The sequence below is a fragment of the Selenihalanaerobacter shriftii genome, from assembly GCF_900167185.1.
Lineage (GTDB): Bacteria > Bacillota > Halanaerobiia > Halobacteroidales > Acetohalobiaceae > Selenihalanaerobacter > Selenihalanaerobacter shriftii.
In genome coordinates, this window is record NZ_FUWM01000025.1 from 1 (window position 1) to 17,301 (window position 17,301).

22 protein-coding genes and 1 pseudogene are annotated in these 17,301 nt (G+C 27.5%); 11 read left to right on the forward strand and 12 right to left on the reverse strand.

Features of this window, described 5'->3' with window-relative positions:
- Both B5D41_RS14415 and B5D41_RS14585 read left to right on the forward strand, forming a co-directional pair.
- Window positions 1-243, forward strand: a pseudogene (locus B5D41_RS14415) (IS110 family transposase); the annotation flags it as partial.
- A gap of 183 nt (window positions 244-426) precedes the next feature.
- Window positions 427-816, forward strand: coding sequence for a transposase (locus B5D41_RS14585; protein ID WP_078810884.1), 390 nt, complete (start codon window positions 427-429; stop codon window positions 814-816).
- A gap of 115 nt (window positions 817-931) precedes the next feature.
- On the opposite strand, the gene B5D41_RS11945 is transcribed toward B5D41_RS14585, so the two are convergent.
- The 4 genes from B5D41_RS11945 to B5D41_RS11960 all read right to left on the reverse strand — a co-directional run bounded on the left by B5D41_RS11945 (window position 932) and on the right by B5D41_RS11960 (window position 5,476).
- Window positions 932-1,927: a restriction endonuclease gene (locus B5D41_RS11945; protein WP_078810885.1), complete on the reverse strand. Its 996-nt coding sequence runs from the start codon at window positions 1,925-1,927 to the stop codon at window positions 932-934.
- Between the two features lie 199 nt (window positions 1,928-2,126).
- Window positions 2,127-2,948, reverse strand: a complete 822-nt coding sequence (locus tag B5D41_RS11950; protein ID WP_078810886.1) for a RipA family octameric membrane protein — start codon at window positions 2,946-2,948, stop codon at window positions 2,127-2,129.
- Between the two features lie 343 nt (window positions 2,949-3,291).
- Window positions 3,292-4,701: a KAP family P-loop NTPase fold protein gene (locus tag B5D41_RS11955; protein WP_159442953.1), complete on the reverse strand. Its 1,410-nt coding sequence runs from the start codon at window positions 4,699-4,701 to the stop codon at window positions 3,292-3,294.
- Window positions 4,702-4,744: 43 nt separating this feature from the next.
- Window positions 4,745-5,476 (reverse strand): hypothetical protein, encoded by a 732-nt coding sequence (locus tag B5D41_RS11960; RefSeq protein ID WP_078810888.1) that lies wholly within the window; start codon window positions 5,474-5,476, stop codon window positions 4,745-4,747.
- 337 nt (window positions 5,477-5,813) lie between these two features.
- On the opposite strand from B5D41_RS11960, the gene B5D41_RS11965 reads away from it, so the two are divergent.
- Window positions 5,814-7,541 (forward strand): recombinase family protein, encoded by a 1,728-nt coding sequence (locus tag B5D41_RS11965; protein ID WP_078810889.1) that lies wholly within the window; start codon window positions 5,814-5,816, stop codon window positions 7,539-7,541.
- A 376-nt stretch (window positions 7,542-7,917) separates the two neighbouring features.
- Here B5D41_RS11965 and B5D41_RS11970 read toward each other — a convergent pair whose 3' ends face one another.
- A complete protein-coding gene (locus B5D41_RS11970) occupies window positions 7,918-8,112 on the reverse strand; it encodes a DUF6485 family protein (protein WP_078810890.1) in 195 nt (64 codons plus the stop codon).
- A gap of 145 nt (window positions 8,113-8,257) precedes the next feature.
- Between B5D41_RS11970 and B5D41_RS11975 the strand changes: the two genes are divergently transcribed.
- The 4 genes from B5D41_RS11975 (at window position 8,258) to B5D41_RS14150 (ending at window position 10,447) form a co-directional block, all read left to right on the forward strand.
- On the forward strand, window positions 8,258-8,476 hold the full coding sequence (locus B5D41_RS11975) for a hypothetical protein (RefSeq protein ID WP_078810891.1): 219 nt from the start codon (window positions 8,258-8,260) through the stop codon (window positions 8,474-8,476).
- 576 nt (window positions 8,477-9,052) lie between these two features.
- Entirely contained in the window at window positions 9,053-9,298 is a 246-nt protein-coding gene (locus tag B5D41_RS11980; protein WP_078810892.1) for an AbrB/MazE/SpoVT family DNA-binding domain-containing protein, read from the forward strand.
- Between the two features lie 303 nt (window positions 9,299-9,601).
- On the forward strand, window positions 9,602-10,006 hold the full coding sequence (locus tag B5D41_RS11985) for a hypothetical protein (RefSeq protein ID WP_078810893.1): 405 nt from the start codon (window positions 9,602-9,604) through the stop codon (window positions 10,004-10,006).
- 264 nt (window positions 10,007-10,270) lie between these two features.
- The gene (locus B5D41_RS14150; RefSeq protein ID WP_159442954.1) at window positions 10,271-10,447 is read left to right on the forward strand and encodes a hypothetical protein; all 177 of its coding nucleotides are present in this window, start codon (window positions 10,271-10,273) and stop codon (window positions 10,445-10,447) included.
- Window positions 10,448-11,030: 583 nt separating this feature from the next.
- On the opposite strand, the gene B5D41_RS11990 is transcribed toward B5D41_RS14150, so the two are convergent.
- Window positions 11,031-11,984: a 2-hydroxyacid dehydrogenase gene (locus tag B5D41_RS11990; RefSeq protein WP_078810894.1), complete on the reverse strand. Its 954-nt coding sequence runs from the start codon at window positions 11,982-11,984 to the stop codon at window positions 11,031-11,033.
- Between the two features lie 209 nt (window positions 11,985-12,193).
- Window positions 12,194-12,376, reverse strand: a complete 183-nt coding sequence (locus B5D41_RS11995) for a 4Fe-4S binding protein (protein WP_078810895.1) — start codon at window positions 12,374-12,376, stop codon at window positions 12,194-12,196.
- A gap of 199 nt (window positions 12,377-12,575) precedes the next feature.
- On the opposite strand from B5D41_RS11995, the gene B5D41_RS12000 reads away from it, so the two are divergent.
- Both B5D41_RS12000 and B5D41_RS12005 read left to right on the forward strand, forming a co-directional pair.
- Window positions 12,576-13,148, forward strand: a complete 573-nt coding sequence (locus B5D41_RS12000) for a DUF2238 domain-containing protein (RefSeq protein WP_078810896.1) — start codon at window positions 12,576-12,578, stop codon at window positions 13,146-13,148.
- A 194-nt stretch (window positions 13,149-13,342) separates the two neighbouring features.
- Complete coding sequence (locus B5D41_RS12005) at window positions 13,343-13,483, forward strand: zinc ribbon-containing protein (RefSeq protein ID WP_078810897.1); 141 nt, start codon at window positions 13,343-13,345, stop codon at window positions 13,481-13,483.
- Between the two features lie 17 nt (window positions 13,484-13,500).
- On the opposite strand, the gene B5D41_RS12010 is transcribed toward B5D41_RS12005, so the two are convergent.
- Window positions 13,501-13,659: an aspartyl-phosphate phosphatase Spo0E family protein gene (locus B5D41_RS12010; protein ID WP_078810898.1), complete on the reverse strand. Its 159-nt coding sequence runs from the start codon at window positions 13,657-13,659 to the stop codon at window positions 13,501-13,503.
- Between the two features lie 279 nt (window positions 13,660-13,938).
- On the opposite strand from B5D41_RS12010, the gene B5D41_RS12015 reads away from it, so the two are divergent.
- Window positions 13,939-14,160, forward strand: a complete 222-nt coding sequence (locus tag B5D41_RS12015) for a hypothetical protein (protein ID WP_078810899.1) — start codon at window positions 13,939-13,941, stop codon at window positions 14,158-14,160.
- Between the two features lie 179 nt (window positions 14,161-14,339).
- Window positions 14,340-14,993: a hypothetical protein gene (locus B5D41_RS12020; RefSeq protein WP_078810900.1), complete on the forward strand. Its 654-nt coding sequence runs from the start codon at window positions 14,340-14,342 to the stop codon at window positions 14,991-14,993.
- A 14-nt stretch (window positions 14,994-15,007) separates the two neighbouring features.
- Here the strand turns inward: B5D41_RS12020 and B5D41_RS12025 are convergent, their stop codons facing one another.
- From B5D41_RS12025 to B5D41_RS12040, 4 genes are all read right to left on the reverse strand, one after another.
- On the reverse strand, window positions 15,008-15,874 hold the full coding sequence (locus B5D41_RS12025) for a sensor histidine kinase (RefSeq protein WP_078810901.1): 867 nt from the start codon (window positions 15,872-15,874) through the stop codon (window positions 15,008-15,010).
- Window positions 15,852-16,346 carry a hypothetical protein gene (locus tag B5D41_RS12030; protein ID WP_078810902.1) on the reverse strand — a complete coding sequence of 165 codons (495 nt, stop codon included), beginning with the start codon at window positions 16,344-16,346 and terminating at the stop codon, window positions 15,852-15,854. The genes B5D41_RS12025 and B5D41_RS12030 overlap by 23 nt, the downstream gene beginning before the upstream one ends.
- 199 nt (window positions 16,347-16,545) lie before the next feature.
- Window positions 16,546-16,665 (reverse strand): cyclic lactone autoinducer peptide, encoded by a 120-nt coding sequence (locus B5D41_RS12035; protein WP_078810903.1) that lies wholly within the window; start codon window positions 16,663-16,665, stop codon window positions 16,546-16,548.
- A 1-nt stretch (window position 16,666) separates the two neighbouring features.
- Window positions 16,667-17,299 (reverse strand): accessory gene regulator ArgB-like protein, encoded by a 633-nt coding sequence (locus tag B5D41_RS12040; protein ID WP_078810904.1) that lies wholly within the window; start codon window positions 17,297-17,299, stop codon window positions 16,667-16,669.
- Window positions 17,300-17,301: the final 2 nt, after the last annotated feature.

The window sequence follows — 17,301 nt, forward strand, 5'->3', positions numbered from 1 at the left end:
GCTGAACTTAAAAATCTTTCTCGTCAATATGAAAAAATAACTCAACTATATAGAGAAACTCAGTTGAAATTTCGAAGCATTGTAGATTTAATTTTTCCGCAATTTGATACTACTTTTACTAATTTATGCTGTAAAACATCTTTAAAGGTTATCTCTGCTTTTCCTACACCTGAAGCTATGTTAAACGCAGACCAAGATAAACTTAAATCCATATTAAAAGTAAGTACACACTCCGAAGCCTGAATTGAAAAGAAAGTTGATAAATTAATAACTGCTGCCAAAGAAAGCCTGTCCTATAAAATAGCTCAAAAATCAAATATTAGAGTTCTAAAGCATTACACTCAAATACTTTTAAACCAACAAGAAATTTTAGGTGATTTACGAACTCAAATGCATAAATGAACTGAGCTTTCTCCTGCTTTTCCCTTGCTTCTTTCCATACCAGGAGTTGGGGAGCTGACAGCAGCTACTATTATTGGCGGAATTGGTAATGTTAATAGATTTCCAACAACTAAACAATTGATTGCTTACGCTGGTTTAGATCCTACGGTTTACCAGTCAGGCAGATTTAAAACCTCTAATAATAAAATCTCTAAACGTGGCTCTACCTACTTGCGTAAATCTTTATATCAAGCTACCACTGCCGCAATCAGAAAAGTAAAAGGCAAACCTAATAATCCAACTCTATACGACTATTATACTAAAAAATGTAATGAAGGGAATTTGCTGTCATCGCAACTGCTAGTAAACTTTTACGTATTATTTATGGTGTTTGGAAAAACAACGAAAAATTTATTATTAAATAAGACAGCATAACAGTTTGTAACTGTAAATAGTTTACATTAGTGTAAGCTTAGTTTCCCCTGCGTAATTTTACGTAACTAAATTTTTTAAATTAATTCTTGACATATATTAGCTGGTTTATATGAAGTTAATTGGCTTCTCTTTGTAAATATATATCTGTAAAGTGTTCATATAACTTGTCATATTTTTTTTTAACTTTATTTTTCCAAAACGCAACTTCAACGATAATTTTATTTTCTCTTAAAACTAATACTTCGAGTCCCTTCTTATTTTTCTTGTCTATCGAACAACTATAAATACCATCAACTTTTTTTGAACTTCTTTTCACTACAACTTCACCATAAAAACCAGACTTATACATATTATAGTTTGGTATTATTTGCCAACCCATTTGTTTTATTTCTAAAAATTTTTCTTTTTTAAAAACAAATTTCACATTAGTATTAGAACTTAATTTCTTATTTAATTTTTCAAATGAAATTATTCTATTATGTCTATCACAGTATAATTCAATATCACTATCAGTATATATATATGAATTCCAAATAAACCCAGCTTCTTCTAGACTTAATTTAGAGTTATTTACCAAAGCATTATTATAAATAATATCTAAATCATTAGCACTAGGTAAAATTCTTTCGTGAATCCATTTTTGTTTTAAATGATATAAATACCTCATACCTTTGTCCATAAAATATTTAATAACTAAATCTTCATGAGACAACAATAATAATTTTAACTTTTTAGCTTCAATTATATGAACATTATAATTAGTATTTCTCTTTTCAATCCACTCATGAGTAGATTTAGATAAATATGGACTTGCAATTATTAATAAGTTATCAATATTTTCTGCGTCAGCCCAAGCAAATTTAGAATCAATATTTGAGACATTAACTGCTTTTTTATGATTCTTACATTCGATAAACCATTTCTCATTATATGAACCTAAAAGGGGATTAGTCACAGTATAGTAACATTCTATGTCTCTACCATTATCCGAACCACCCTTTTTCCAACGTAATGAATGAAACCCATACTTTATAAGGAGATCATAACATAGTTCTTCAAACTTATCACTACTTAAATTTGAAAAATCTATATCTTCTTCTTTAAAATGCATCTGGATTGCCTCACTTTCTTATAATTGAAGCTTAGCCAATTAATTTCATATAATTTTCCGCAAGTTCGCAATGTCCCCATTAATGCTCCTAACCTCTAATCAAAACTACACTCTCACATAAGTTAGCTCCACTTTCATTTATGCCCTCAACTGGGATGTTGCTAATCTGCTGTTATACGAAATACGTCATGCAATATAATTAATCGATTAAATCACTTTGTTTTTTGGGCATATTATCAGGTAAGGCATCATTTCTTACCCTAAACCTATTATCATCCTCATTATTTTCTTTATCATCCTTGGAATGATTTGACTTTGTATTCATTATTAATATAATACAAAAAATTATTGTTATTATGAATAACAAAGTAATGATTACACATTCTGGGGATATTTCTCCCACAAAAGCTTTAAAAGATTCATAATCAAATACATACTTAACAAAAATGTAACCTATATTAACTATAAATAAAATACTCCAAATAGTCATTATAAAAAAGCTTAGAACTTGATTTATCTTAGATACTGAATACGGAGCTTCTTTATATAAAAATTTAAATTTTTTATTTGAAGACTGGTCGTGACTTTCATAAATTATTGTTTTATATAATGGCCCCATAAACTCGTCCTCTAACATATCAACATGTCTTTCCCAATTGTTTTGCCAGTATTTACTTCCTCGATTTACTAAATACCAACTTAAAGAAAAAATCAAACCTAAACTATTTAAAATCAAAATTATAATATGAGAGTTATTGATTGTAGATGCAAGGAATTGCTCGTGTATTTTCCCATAAATAGTAAAGTACCCAGCAAATGTAACACCGATAAATGTCCAAAAATATGTAGCTCTCTTCCAATATAAATCAATTTCAAACTTTAGTATATCTAATGCTTTCTCTAAAGCCTTTTCTCTTAATTCTCTATCCTCTTCATTTATTAATCTATCATTAGAATTATAAGTATATCTAAACATTTCATAATATTTCCTTGCATCTTTTTCATTATTTATTTTTGACATAGAACAATTCTCCTTTCATCTGACTTATTTCGTATGTAGATTCGAGGTTTGGTGCCTTAACTTAGATTGACGTTTATGTTCTCCGTTTGCTCACCCTTTCGTTTGTGAGTGCCACAATATCTCAACCATATTAAGTTGCTCAATACATTGCCATTCAACTACAGAGTTTTGACTTTTACTCTGATAGGACTTCCATCTATTGGATATGTCCAGCAGGTTTGCGATCTCCCCGTTTAATGCTCCTAACCTCAAACAAACCTCCGAGTCTAACATAAGTCAGCCCTACTTTCATTTATGCTCACAACTAGGATGTTGCTAACGTGCTGTTAGACGACGTCACCTTTTAATTATTTGGATAAATTGTAAAATCATCTATTATTTCTATCTTTTTTTTAATATATCTTATTTCATTATAAACAAAACGCCTTCGAAAATTATTTTTGTAATGATTTACTAGTTCTAATATACGACTTATTGTTGAAAATTCTTTATCTTCTTCTCTAGAAAGATTATCTTTTCTTTTTAATTCATTTAACCGATTTGTTAAATTTGTAATTTCCTTTTCGCCTTTTAAAACATAAATCAATAACCCGTCTATAATATTACTATAATCAGAATCATTTTCTTCAAATTTTATATATGAGGAATTATTTAATAATATACTTTTCATTTCTTCATAATTAATATTCCCTTCTCTAAATTTAATATATAATTTATAATCAAAATACCTAAGAATCATAAGAAATAAAAGCAATTCAAATCTCAAAGAATTATAACTTTCTATAGAACACAAAATTAAAAACAATCTTGAAAAAAGTTTTTCTTGGACTCTTAAAGAAAAATCAAAAGCTGTAATTAAACTTTTAGTCAATTCAATATAAAAATCCACATTGTTATTATTTTTTTTATTAAGTATTTCTTTAATATCATACTTATTTATTAAGTGTGCTACAAAATCGTTATTTTCAGGATTAGGTAAAATATATTCAAAATCAATAAACCTTGCCAAATAACCTTCTGTATCCATTTCATTTCCATATATAACCTTTATAGATTTAGAAAGTTGATTTTTATCAACAGCTAATATAAAAATTAATCCATCTATATAAAATAAATGTTTTAATTTTTCTAACAATTGAATGGCAAAATTAGGTCTACACCTATCTAATTCATCAACAAACAAAATTATTGGTTTTCCACTTTTTTTATATTGTTCTTCCACAAAACCAGTTAAAACTTCTCTGAATTTAGCCATTGCATTTTTAGTCTGTTTATAATTTTTTATTTGTTCACTAGCAATTTTTTCAGAATATGTTGATATTACGTTTTCTATATCATCACCAAAATTAACCTTTTCTAAATCTAAAATACCAGAAGTTCCTAGTTTAACAATCGCAGGAATAAATCCTTTCACTACTTCCTTACTAACAGTTTGAAATTTTTCTAACTTCGTCTTGTCTGTTAATATCTCTTCAAATTCACTGATAAAAGCAATAAATGGTTCTTCAACAAAATCATTTTCCCATGCATTAAAATAAAGAGTATTAAAATTATTGTTTTCTAAATAAGCTTTCCACATTTTTATAAAAGTTGTTTTGCCTGTTCCCCAAGGAGAATTTATAGCCATAACAGCAGCATTTTTATGAAACTCAATAATATTTGTCAAAGATTTAATATTTTCTTCTCGATCTAAAGCATCATTTTTAAAAGGATTATCTGGATCTATATATATATTCTCTTTATATTTCAGCATAATATCACCTCTTGAATTATTTATTAAACCAATTATATACAATTTAGATATCATATCCTTCTATCAAAGAATCCCAACTTATACTTCCATACATAATTTCTAAAGCCTCATGATTTCCATCAGATGTATTTTCAGTTTTTTTATAAGGTCCTATTACTAAAGAAGCATATAGTATCTCTCTAGCCTTATCTAGCAAAGGGATCTGATCAATAATTTTAATACTTTCTTCAAAACTTCTACCTTTAATTTTATTTAAAACAAATTTAACCTGTTCTTCTACTGTTTTATTAGAGTGACTAACTTCTACACTACTTTTTAGATTACTTACTGAACTTTTAACCCCTACTGACTTTTTGATTTGAGGTAATTCTTTTTTGATTTCATCTATTTTGTTTTCCTCTATACCTAAAGTATTTAATTCTTCAAATAAATTATCTGCAAATTGACTTAGAGTAGAATTCATCTTTATTTCCATTATTTTAGAAAGTGAAGTAGGGTCTATTTTATTAACTTTTTTATCAACTTGTCCAATCTTTTCATACATTTTGGCTAGCATATCAGTTGTCTTACTATTTAAAATCTGAGAAGTATTATTTTGTGATAAAGATATATAAATAGCTACTAATGCTAACACAATGGAAACCCCATTACTTGTAAAAGAAAAATAATTTATAATATTACTCATATTAGACAACCAACCAGCCATTACTAAGATAATAATACTAATCAAAACACCTACTAACCATTTCCAATCCTTATTTCCCCAGCTTTCCATAATAATATCCTCCTATGTTCAATAATTTTTTTGATATCGTCTAAGTAAATTATTACCGAAACTTCATTTCACTTTGGTGTCGCAAATACTAATATCTATGTTATCATTTTTAGTTCATCTTCAAAGTTAATCTAATTACACATTTCTACACAAACCATTAATTCCCTTCATTACATAATAAAACCCACTTTATTTGCTAAGGTATGTCATTTTATACACTTATTTAGCTTTTCTTTCATTTAAACTTAATTTTAATGCAGGTGTTTTTTAATTTAAGTTTAAATTATATTACAAGCACCCGGAACGCATGTTCTATGAAAATTAAGGAGGTATACTCATGTCTAAACAAAAAGTAGCAATCTATACTCGAGTTTCTACTCACCATCAGGTAGATAAAGACTCTTTAGAATTCCAAGAGAAAGAATTAAAAAATTACTCAGAATACTTATTAGGAATTAAAGATTATGAAGTATTTTCGGATGCTGGATATTCAGGTAAGAATACTAAACGTCCTGGCTATCAAGAAATGATGAATCGTATTGAAGGTGGTGAATTCACTCATCTGCTCGTCTGGAAGATAGATCGGATCTCTCGTAACCTTATTGACTTTGCTCAAATGTATGAAGACTTAAAAGGTTATGATGTAACATTCGTAAGTAAGAATGAACAATTTGATACCTCTAGTGCCATGGGCGAAGCTATGCTTAAGATTATACTTGTATTTGCTGAATTAGAACGTAATTTAGCTTCTGAGAGGGTTACTTCTATCATGCTTGATAGAGCGCAAAAAGGCCTTTGGAACGGTGCTCCTACTCCATTAGGATATAATTACGATAAAGAAACTCAAAAGTTGACAATTAATAAAAAGGAATCTGAACATATTAAGTTTATATTTGATCAATATGAAGAGCATCATTCCACTGGTGATGTTAAACATCAATTAGAAATTGCTGATATAAAAACTAAGCGTGGTGGTAGTTGGACTACTAAAACTATAGGACAAATACTTCGTAATCCAATTTATAAAGGTACATATCGATATAATTATAAAAAAGCTGGACGTGGGGAAATAAAAGACAAAGAAGAATGGATTATAGTAGATGACTGCTTCCCTGCTATTATCGATGAAGATCAATGGGAAAAAGTTAATAAGATGCTTGATGAGAATTATGCAGGACAAGTATCTAATAGACGTAGAGCTAAAAATGTTCATGTCTTTTCTGGTATAATTGAATGTCCTCATTGTGATATAAACTATATTGCAAGTCCAGGAACTGCTAGAAAAGATGGTTTTAAACCAAGTATCTATAAATGTCGTAACTATTCTGTGTCTAAAGCTGAGTATTCTGACTGCCCTACTAATAATTTCATTTCCGAAGTAAACTTAGGACCTTTTATTCTCAATTATATCTCTAACTTAGTAAAAGTTCAGCAATTAATTATTAATCAAAGAATTTCTAAAGATAAAGCTGAAGAATTACTTATTCAAGAAAGGTACTTTAAAGAAGTTGTAGGAATTGAATCTAAGGGTTTAACAACCACTTATAATGCTATTTATAATAATGGAAGTGAGGAATTATTTAAAAAACCACAAAATAATAATAAGGTCACTGACTTGCAGCTAAAGCAATTAAAAAAGAAAAAAGAAAAACAAGAAAAAGCATTATCTAGATTAGAAGACCTATACCTCTATTCCGAAGAAGCTATGGCTAAGAAAGATTATTTAATTAAGCAAAAACAAATTAAAGATAAAATTAAAAATATTAATAGTAAAATATCTGAAAGACATAGCAATATTTCAGGTTCTCAGTCAATAGTTAACTTTGAATTTATTAAAAAAGCATCTCGATTTTTAATTAGTCAAGAGCTCATAGATCAACAAACAATCAATTATAGAAAATTAATCAGTAATATTGATAAGCAATTAATTAAGGATTTCGTTCAAAGTGTAGTTAGGAAATTGGTTATAGATGAAAAGAAAGTTTTAGAGTTGGAATTTATAAATGGATTGAAACATAAGTTTATTTGGGAAGATGGAGCTAAGGGGTTAAAAGGAAGAATGTAAACCTCTCCCTCTACTCTCTAAAGTAGGGGGCTATTTGTCTCAACCAATCATTCTTGCTACGATTTACGGACAACCGTAAGTTCTTATGAAATAGTGTCCATTAAAGCCTTTATCTTTATTTTGAATATTATTTTCTTCGGCCATTACTCTCACTCCTTATGTAAAGTCCTAAACATTATTATAACACAAAAGTATAGTTTCAAAAATAAATCCCCACATTTAGTGGGAATTTTTCTCTACATTATTATATATAAGTATAAACTAAAAAGCAAACTTTACATTATTTTCCAGGAAATAGAATACAAAGTATAACATTAGTTAATAAATAAACCCTCTGCTTACAGCAGAAGGTTTATACTTATTTATAAACATTATTTTATGAAGAAAATGCTTCTATAAAGCACTCACGCGATCGGTCAAAAGTCTTTTCTACCTCTGGTGGGAAGAAACAAGCAGGTATTTCATCTCGTTCTCGATGATGAACTACACATTCACAACAGTTCTCTCTTCTAGGACATGCTTTATAAGTACAAGTACATCCAACATCTGGTTTTTCTACATTACATCCCATATTTAATTCCTCCTTTCGCTCTAAAATTATAAATTACTTCTTGATGTTTATCTAGGTCATTAATCACATAATTATTTATAAGTAACATATAAACAAGTCATTTCATAATATATAGTAGCTTCATAATTAAGGAGGGGATATTAATATGCCTTTTGAAGATTTATTAGAAGAGCAAGTTGGTGATTTTGTTGAGGTTATTATTACTGCTGGTGAAGGATGTTGCTTACAAGAAGGAATTTTATGTCAAATAGGATTAGATTTTATTGTTTTAATTGATGATGATGTAAGAGTAGAAATACCATTTGATTCTATTGCAGCTGTAAGAAAACTTGCTGGTGGAGCTCCATTTAATGGTGAAGCATAAATAATTCATAATGATGGACCTAAAGGCAATTCATAATTGAATTGTCTTTAGTTTGTATAAATCTCCCCGTAGTACCAAGGTACTACGGGGTTAATAATTAAAATTACTTACTATATTAACTTTTTCTTGTTATAAATGAATGAAAATTTAAATAGCTAATATCGTTTTAAATATTATAAATGTATAAAAGGTCTGCTACAATTATTAACTTACCTTATCAGCATTTAATAAATTTTTAATTTTTCCAGCTGACACTGGGCGTTCAAATAGATAACCTTGCCCAATATTACATTTATTCTGTTTTAAGAAGTTTTGTTGTTCTATACTTTCTATTCCTTCCGCAGTTACATTTAGGTCTAATTAGGATTTATTGTCGTTACTTTATTATGCACAATTTTTACTCCTTACGACAACTAACCTAACACATAGGGATATTAAATGAAACCAAAAATTAATCCACTCATCATGTAATTTATACCTATATAACTTTTTATTGACATGATAAGTAATTATTTATATAATTAAACTAGCCAGCATGTGATAATAGTAACAAGCGAGGAAGGAGGAAATACATCAATGAAATCCACAGGTATTGTTAGAAAAGTAGATAGTTTAGGAAGAGTAGTTCTCCCTGCTGAATTGCGTACAAACCTTAATATTGAAAGTAAGGATCCGTTACAAATTTTTGTAGACAAAGGTAAAATCATTTTTAAAAAATATGAACCTGCTTGCATTTTTTGCGGAAATGCCGGAAATACCATTGAATTCAAAAATAAAATAATTTGTGAGGATTGTTTAGATAATATGCAGGATATTAAATAATTACTTACATACCACCATGCATCATACCTGATCCTATTCCATATAATCTATGGTTAGTATTACCATAATTCTTTGAGTAATCTTCCATATAATCTGCTTGTTCTTTAGTAATTGCTCCATTATATTATTTTTTTAAAATAAACTTAATGGATCTTATAAAGGACTTCTTTCTATTATAGGACAAACCTCACAAAGATCTTAGGACATTTAACATCTTTTACTAGCCAATTATATGTAATATAATGTAATTAAGTAATTATTTGTTAATTTTACAATAATACATTATAGTAAGGAGGGATACATATGAAAAAATCATTATTAATTTTGTTAATGGTGGTATTTTTGGTTACTTTAATAACTACACTTGCTTTTGCTAGTAGTCCTAAATCAGTTGAGGATATGGTAAAGCAAAATAAAAGTTGTGGTGTAAGTTGTCACGAGCCGGATAGTGAACACAATTTAAAAAATGAAATTAAGGAGATGGCTAAGGAGGGAAATCATGCTGATGTCTCTTCTATGGTAAGTAATGAAAGTGCTGAGAAATGTATGACTTGCCACTCAAGTGATTTCGGCGAGATATTACATGTAGCGCACTTAGTAGGTACTCCTGAAGATAATCATTTTTTAGCTGAGGTAAAAAGTGGAGAAGCTAATTGTATTAGCTGTCATTCACTAAATGCTAAAACAGGAAAAATCGGATTAGATTAAATTAGATATAAAATTATTATAAATTTATTGATTGGTCAATATATCATTTGAGAATGATATATTGACCTTTTTTATATTACTTTCTTTTAGAACCATAACTTTATTATTTTCTACCTCTCTTCTATTCATTATAAGTTTGAATTGTTAAGTATTTAAGATATGTTAATTAACGATAATATCTTATCATCACGATTAGACACTTATTAGCATAGTATATAGTAAGATATGAAGTTATAGATTAAATTTTAAGAAGTTGGTGGTTCTATGAAAAATGTTGTGATTACTGCCGGAAAAGGTAAGTGTTCACAAAAAGGAGTCCTATGTCAAAGGGGAAAGAAATCTATTACTCTCATTGAAAATAATATTGTGATTAAAATACCATCAAATTCAATCACAGCCATAAGAAAACAAGCAGGTAGAGATTCATTAGATGAAGATTAAGTTAAAAAGAAGGTGATGAAAGTTTGCGATAAAGAAAACCGTCCTTCTTGTAAGGGAAAATCTTATACTGTCCAATACTATTGTTCCCTTTAATCTTAAAACTGATGTGAGAACTAACCCTATCTTAGGTGGAACTATAAAAAATTGTAAAAAATAAAATAGAAAAGCATTGCTAAAAATAGAGTCCATATAATACTTGATAATTTGTTAGTTGTATTTCCTTTAACATCTCCATCTAAATATAATTGCAAAGATTTAATAGACGAATGAACCAAGAATAGAATTGCCATTACTATTATTAATATAATAAAAATTTGAGCAATCTTAATAACCTCCTTTTAATTTAGTTTCATCTTAAATTCATTCTTTTTTTAAATTAATATAGTAACTATTAATATACTATATTAATTGAGTATATCTTTATATTCAATTTAATTTCAAATTATATTGGTTATAAGTAACTAAGTTTATAAAATACAAGACCTCTTACTCTCTTTAGATAGTCTAGCAAAAGAGTAAGAGGTCGTATTTTTTAGTTAATATATTTTTATTTCATAATTAAATTTAACCTTAGAAATTCTCCTTAAACCATAATATTCTTTGGTTCATCTTTTAACCAAGAAGTAATATTATCAAAAACTATTTCTGCTCTTTTATAGAATGCCTCTGGAGTAGCAAAAGCAACATGAGGCGCTACAACAGTATTAGGAGCATCTAATAGAGGATGATCCTCTGGTATAGGAGGTTCCATTTCAAACACATCAATACCTGCACCATCTACTTTACCTTCTCTTAAAGCAGATGCAAGAGCTTCACTATCCACAATAGGACCTCTAGCTGTATTAATAAGTATACTTGATTCTTTCATTAAATCTATAAGTTCTTTACTTACAAGCTCTTCAGTCTCATTCGTATGTGGAACATGTACACTTACGATGTCACTTTCAGTAAATACAGTATCTAAATCAACATATGTAATACCTAGTTCTTTTGCTTTTTCCTTTTCAGTTCTACTATAAGCAATTAATTCACAACCAAAAGCACGTCCTATTTCAGCTACTCTTAGTCCTATCGCCCCAGTTCCAATAATACCAAGAGTCTTTCCATGCAATTCATTACCTATAAGTCCTTCTCGCGTTTTACCTTGTCTTGTAGCTACATCACAAGAAACTATATTACGCATAACAGAAATCATTAAACCTATAGTCAGTTCTGCTACTGAATGTGTTGAATATCCAGGAGCGTTACAAACTGTAATCCCTCCTTCCTTACATGCTTCTAAAGCTATATGATCTACTCCTGTAAATGCAACTGATATCATCTTAAGATTAGAACATGCATTAATAACTCTTTCAGAAAGAGATAAATTAGTTATAATTACTACATCTGCATCAGATGCTCTCTCTATAATTACATCTTCATCTTCAACTCTATCATCATAAGCTATAAATTCATGCCCCTCTTTCTCAATTTTAGCTGCTAAATTATCAATAATCTCTTTTTCCACTGATAATGGTTCTAACATTACTACACGCATAATACTCCCTCCTAGTATGATTAATTATTAAAATAAAACTTTAATTCTTCTTAATAATATAAGATTTTGATTTAAATCTTATATAAATACGCTTAACATCAAAATCTTTTCTCCATTATTATATATAATAATATAAATAAAAGCAAATTGAAGTCTTCAATTTGCTTGATTTATAATCATTACAAATTCATTATTCTATTTAATTTTAGTTAAGATAATGAGATTGCTTTATAAGGACAATTAGATTTACACTTACCACATCCATTACAATAATCATTAATGAATGGAGTATGATTCTTAATAATAATTGCATCTTTTGGACAAAATTTTTTAGCTAAACATTCAGTGCACTCTTGACATATTTCCAAATCTATATAAGCTTTACTGTTCATTAATACCACCTCATTTAAAATATTTATAATAATAATTTAATGTCATAAAACTGCTAGTTACATACTATATATTAGATAATAATCCAAAATATCCTGCTTAACCTAAATTTTTTAAATTAATTATTATAAGTTTTAAAAAAGAGGAATAAAATAAATTATACAATAATTATCTCATTAACATATTTTAGGAGGCGGTTAATTGAAAGAAAAAAATAAAATAGCAGTTATTCTTAATATCTTCTTTTTTATCATACAAATTTTAATTTTAATTGGTTTACTTAAAATTAAACAGTATCATTACATGGGTAGTGTAATTATTGCTACATCTTTTTTTATAATTTATATTTTTATTGAAAATAAATATAATCTTTATTTAAATAACTACATTAGAACAATTGCAATGATATCAATAATTAGTCATAGTTTTTTAGGGAAATATTTAAATTTATATATTACCTCATTTTCTTTTGATATAATCTTGCATATTTTTGGAGTATATGCCTTTACTCTATTATTCTACTCATTGGTAAATCAATTAATCTCTAAACATTACTTTTCACGCTCTTATGAAGTGATTTTTACCATTCTTTTAGGAATTAGCTTAGGAACAATTTTAGAAGTTATCGAATGTTTAATAGATATAATGGTACAATCTGAAATACCACATCAACTAAGTTTAATAGATACTGATATAGATATTATTTCTAATATTATTGGTTCTATATTAGCAGCTATTCACTTATTTTTAATTGATTTTAAGCTAATAAAATAAAAATTAAATGATATAATAAAAGACCCTATTTTAATTTTATATCTATTATAATCAACAACTTTACTTATGTTAGTATTTTTTAATTATTTTATCATCATAATATTCTGAATTTTCATAATAATATAATATTTTTGCAGGATTTACTATAGTATTTATCTAAATATATTACAGAAGATAAAAGGAGGTGATTTAATATGCCAAATACTGGTCAACAACCTGGTAAGGGGACTTATAAATGCACTAAATGTGGTAAGGAAGTAGAATTAAAAGATGACAAAGAAAGATTACCAGGATGTCCTGCTTGTGGATTCCCTGAGTTTAATGAAGTTGAATAAATCGATATTTATTTAAATCATGATGACTTTCTAATGTAATTAACAATTAACCAATCAATCTGCTGACTTTTAACTATAACTTCTTTATCATTTATATTGCCCTTATCTTCAACTAACTCCACAAGTTCATCTCTCAAAATATCAATTTTTCTTTTCAAAATATTAGAATCTAACATAGCACAGTCTCCCTTTTAATTAATCTCCTAAGTCTATCTTTGCCTATATTATTTAACTTTAATTATGTATTTATTACCTATTTAGATCTGTTATTTATCTATCCCTTAGTTAATATATTACTAATAATATTATATTTTACTTGCTCTAAAGTTGTGCATCCTATTAATCCAAATCTCTACCGTTAAGGATAAATACTACAGAATAATTATGTTAGTTTGTAACACTTAATTATAATTTCACATAGTATATATTAAAGTTATTTAAAGGAGGTAGATTAGATGCCTTTCGAAGAGTTATTAGAAGAACAAATCGGTGATTATGTAGAAATTATTATCACTGCTGGTGGAGGTTGTTGTTTACAAGAAGGAATTCTATGTCAAGTAGGATTAGATAATATCATCCTGATTGATGATGATGAAAGAGTAGAAATCCCATTTGACGCCATTGCAGCAGTAAGAAAAGAGGCCGGCGGCTCTCCATTGAATGGCATAGAAGCTTAAGTACTTAAACATAAAGTAATTTAACATATCTATATTTATAAAGGTAATCCAAATTGGGTTACCTTTACTTTTTATTATTATTTAAATTTATTTTATAATATAGCAGGGATATAGAATTAATATTAGAAATATAACATAAAAGGATAAATTGTATTACCTACCTGTAGGAGGAATTTTACATGTTCCAATTAAACTCACAAAGAATTAAGTTAAATAATGAAGTTAATGAAGCTTTAGAATGTATTGAAAAATCATATGAAGAATTTGCTAAGAAAGGTTGGACACTCCCAACTTTCCTTACACCGCAGGAGGTATGTATGTTTGCTAATAATATATCTAATTTAAATCAAATAGATGATGCTTTCATTAATTATTATACTAAAAATGATAATGAGAACTTTAATATCCTCGCAAATTCAATCTGTTCATCTCCACATCTATCACCTTGGTATAATCTTTTAAAAGAATGTATTATTGCTTATAAAAAAGAACTATATTTAGTTACAATTCCTAGTTTAATCCCTATATTAGAAGGGCTAATTACTTCATTTTCCTTTGAGAAAGGTAATATTAAAGATAAGATTCATCATGAAGTTAACCAAGTCCCCGAAGGAAGCATACAAGAAATCATACTAAATTCAATTACACTATTCATTGATCAGTTATTCAAATCATGGAACTTCTCTAATGAACGGCGTCCTATTATTAATCGTCACTGGATTTTACATGGTAGGGATAGAGATGAATGTTGGTCCAAAGCTGACTCATTAAGACTCTTCAATGCAATAAACACAATTACTGTTATACCATTTAGTAGTAATTATAATGAATAACCAATAATATTCAATTAATTTAGAATGTCCTTATTCTTTGGAAAAACACAAGTAAACTCTGTTCCAAATCCTTCTTCACTTTTAACTTCTAACTTACCCTCAGCTTGTTCTACTAAAGATTTAATAATATGCAAACCATATCCTCTACCTTCACCTTTAGTCGAAAAACCTGATTCAAATAGCTGTTCTATTAAACCTTGGTCTATCACAGGGCCAGAATTATAAACGGATAATATATATTTATATCTTTTATTTTCTCCTCTTAATTCAATCTTCTTATCACCTTCAAATTCCTGGGTAGCATCAATAGCATTATCAACTAAATTAGCTATAATTCTAAAGATCTTATCAAGTGTTAACTTTATGCCTTCAATCCTTTCATCAGCATAATAAATGAACTCAATACCGGCTTTAGAAGCTTTCCGTTTTTTAGGCATTAAAATTGAATCTAAAATAGAATTAGAAATATCATTTTGATTACAATTTATAATAGATATGTTTTGATTCAATGATTTAATATATTCTTTAATTCTTTTCTGCTTATTGAGTTGAACCATCCCATATATTGTTTGTAAATGATTTAAGAAATCATGTTTTTGACTTCTTAAACTTTCAATTAATTCTCTATTTTTATTTAATTGCATTTTTTGTATTTTTGAATTTACTTCAATCTCCATTATTTTAAATAATTGTTTGACTATAATAATTGATAATATAGATGTTCCAACTGCTATAAATAAAAGAAAATCAAGTAAATAATTTATAGCAATTACTTCAAAAAAATTTGTTTTTAAGCCAATAGCAACTATTAGTAATAACAGTGTTTGAGTCAATAAGATAATTACAACATATTTTAGATTAGAATTCTTGAACTTGTGCATTACTATCACCTACTGAATTAAGTAAATTCACTTCAAAAAAATAAATTAGGAAGGCACAAATTAATAAAGGAACTTTAGTTACAAAAATAATTAAATTAAATAAAATTAAATTATTACTATTGAGAAATTCTTTAATACTAATACCAAAATAAGTCAACAATTTTGAATATACTAAGACTTCACCTAATAGTAAAAGAATAAGACTTAATAACGAAGAAATAATAGCTAGATTCCAATCTACTTTAGCTATAATCTTAAATAGCAAACTTAAAAATAGACATAAAATTAAAATGTGAATGCCTGCAAAATTTAATATATATCTTACTACTAATAAGCCAATAGTATATAGAATAGTAATTTTAATATAATTACGTATTGAAAGCTTGATATTAATTAATCCTAATCCTACATACACTAATAATAAGCTTTCAGGTAGAATTCCACATAAAACTTTCATTGGATCTATTCCCATCTTATCTCTCCTTTGAAGTAATAAATTATATTTGTTAGTAATATTACAGCATCTAGTCTACTATTTATACACATATTATAATATTGCATATTATTGTCATTAATTCCTTTATTAATTTAAATTATATTTGCTAAAAATTAAATTCGGCAGTAAATTTACTGCCGAATTTTTTTCAATAAATTCAATTAAATATTAAAAATTATTTTTTATCATTCTTTAGTATCTTTGGTACTTTTGGTTGATAGAAAGTAAATCCACTTGCAGAAGCTACATTAGCCTTACCACTCTTCTTTAATACTTTAGCAATAACCTTCTTCATATTATAGTGACACCTCCTTGTTCAAATTTATATATTCTCTATTAAAGACTTTATAAGCTAAAGGAGTAATTGAAAATCCTTGCCATAAAAGCCCTGATAGACCTGCTAAAATAAATTGATTACTAACTCCTTGTAAACTTAAAAGATAATATAACACTAAAAAGATATAAAAAATAATATAAGAATATATTTTAAGTTTAGACTGCTTCTTTTTATCTCTAATTGGTTTTTCTTTAATGCCAGCTGGCGAGTAAAAATAAATTAACACAGAACCAACTAATAATACTAACCATATTAAATAAGTTATATCTTCAACCTGATTTGCAAAATAGTAACTTATTGATCCTAATAGATTAAAAATAATAGTTCCTGTAATAGCACAATTTCTAAAACATGAAGCATGTACTCCACCTGATAATGCTTTAAGTATAGAAGCAGTAATTAATGCTGTTAACGTTAAAGGGAAAATACCTAATGCTTTGGCTATAAATAATATTGCTGAATAAGCTATTATAGTGGATAATAAAATAGTTGCCCCATAATTCATAATTTCTTTTTCTTCATCAGTTGAATCTTCGAACAAATAATTAACTAACTTTTTACTTACTAATTTAATTCCTTCTTTACTTCTCATTT

Coding starts and splice junctions, on each gene's coding strand:
- B5D41_RS11945 (WP_078810885.1), bottom strand. CDS start 1,927: ATGCATTTTAAAGAAGAAGATATAGATTTTTCAAATTTAAGTAGTGAT.
- B5D41_RS11950 (WP_078810886.1), bottom strand. CDS start 2,948: ATGTCAAAAATAAATAATGAAAAAGATGCAAGGAAATATTATGAAATG.
- B5D41_RS11955 (WP_159442953.1), bottom strand. CDS start 4,701: ATGCTGAAATATAAAGAGAATATATATATAGATCCAGATAATCCTTTT.
- B5D41_RS11960 (WP_078810888.1), bottom strand. CDS start 5,476: ATGGAAAGCTGGGGAAATAAGGATTGGAAATGGTTAGTAGGTGTTTTG.
- B5D41_RS11965 (WP_078810889.1), top strand. CDS start 5,814: ATGTCTAAACAAAAAGTAGCAATCTATACTCGAGTTTCTACTCACCAT.
- B5D41_RS11970 (WP_078810890.1), bottom strand. CDS start 8,112: ATGGGATGTAATGTAGAAAAACCAGATGTTGGATGTACTTGTACTTAT.
- B5D41_RS11975 (WP_078810891.1), top strand. CDS start 8,258: ATGCCTTTTGAAGATTTATTAGAAGAGCAAGTTGGTGATTTTGTTGAG.
- B5D41_RS11980 (WP_078810892.1), top strand. CDS start 9,053: ATGAAATCCACAGGTATTGTTAGAAAAGTAGATAGTTTAGGAAGAGTA.
- B5D41_RS11985 (WP_078810893.1), top strand. CDS start 9,602: ATGAAAAAATCATTATTAATTTTGTTAATGGTGGTATTTTTGGTTACT.
- B5D41_RS14150 (WP_159442954.1), top strand. CDS start 10,271: ATGAAAAATGTTGTGATTACTGCCGGAAAAGGTAAGTGTTCACAAAAA.
- B5D41_RS11990 (WP_078810894.1), bottom strand. CDS start 11,984: ATGCGTGTAGTAATGTTAGAACCATTATCAGTGGAAAAAGAGATTATT.
- B5D41_RS11995 (WP_078810895.1), bottom strand. CDS start 12,376: ATGAACAGTAAAGCTTATATAGATTTGGAAATATGTCAAGAGTGCACT.
- B5D41_RS12005 (WP_078810897.1), top strand. CDS start 13,343: ATGCCAAATACTGGTCAACAACCTGGTAAGGGGACTTATAAATGCACT.
- B5D41_RS12010 (WP_078810898.1), bottom strand. CDS start 13,659: ATGTTAGATTCTAATATTTTGAAAAGAAAAATTGATATTTTGAGAGAT.
- B5D41_RS12015 (WP_078810899.1), top strand. CDS start 13,939: ATGCCTTTCGAAGAGTTATTAGAAGAACAAATCGGTGATTATGTAGAA.
- B5D41_RS12020 (WP_078810900.1), top strand. CDS start 14,340: ATGTTCCAATTAAACTCACAAAGAATTAAGTTAAATAATGAAGTTAAT.
- B5D41_RS12025 (WP_078810901.1), bottom strand. CDS start 15,874: ATGCACAAGTTCAAGAATTCTAATCTAAAATATGTTGTAATTATCTTA.
- B5D41_RS12030 (WP_078810902.1), bottom strand. CDS start 16,346: ATGGGAATAGATCCAATGAAAGTTTTATGTGGAATTCTACCTGAAAGC.
- B5D41_RS12035 (WP_078810903.1), bottom strand. CDS start 16,665: ATGAAGAAGGTTATTGCTAAAGTATTAAAGAAGAGTGGTAAGGCTAAT.
- B5D41_RS12040 (WP_078810904.1), bottom strand. CDS start 17,299: ATGAGAAGTAAAGAAGGAATTAAATTAGTAAGTAAAAAGTTAGTTAAT.